The sequence below is a fragment of the Streptomyces sp. SID12488 genome (assembly GCF_010548275.1).
Lineage (GTDB): Bacteria > Actinomycetota > Actinomycetes > Streptomycetales > Streptomycetaceae > Streptomyces.
The window spans coordinates 1-396 of sequence record NZ_JAAGLT010000156.1 but is presented as its reverse complement, the minus strand read 5'-3'; the positions used below and the strand labels follow the sequence as shown (position 1 = coordinate 396).

Below are 396 nucleotides of genomic sequence, written 5' to 3'. Positions count from 1 at the left end.
TCCGAGGCCCACACGCGGTCGGTGCGCTCGAGGATCTCGAGGTCGACGCGCGCGCCGACGGACGAGCAGGACTCGATCTCGACCCGCGGGTGCCGCGCCTTGAGCTCGTCGATCAGCCGGTACACGGCGAGCGTCTGCCCGTGCACGCCAGGTACGCCGTCGGCGCCGTGCCCCGCGTCGAGCAGGTCGCGGTTGTGGTCCCACTTGAGGTAGGCGATGTCGTCCAGTTCGGGTACGGGTAACGGCCGGTCCGGATCGGGGAGCGCGTCGGTCAGCGGGCCCGCGCCGGCCGGCCGGTCGATGGGGACGACCGGGAGGTGCGGGATCCCGTGCTCGGCGGCGAAGGCCGCGATGGCGGGGGCGGTCGGGGCGTCGGTCAGGCTGCAGGACGGTTCG

1 protein-coding gene is annotated in these 396 nt (G+C 74.0%); it reads right to left on the bottom strand.

Features of this window, described 5'->3' with window-relative positions:
* A partial coding sequence (locus tag G3I56_RS42970; RefSeq protein ID WP_239135479.1) for an alpha-galactosidase occupies positions 1 to 396 on the bottom strand: 396 nt, incomplete at both ends.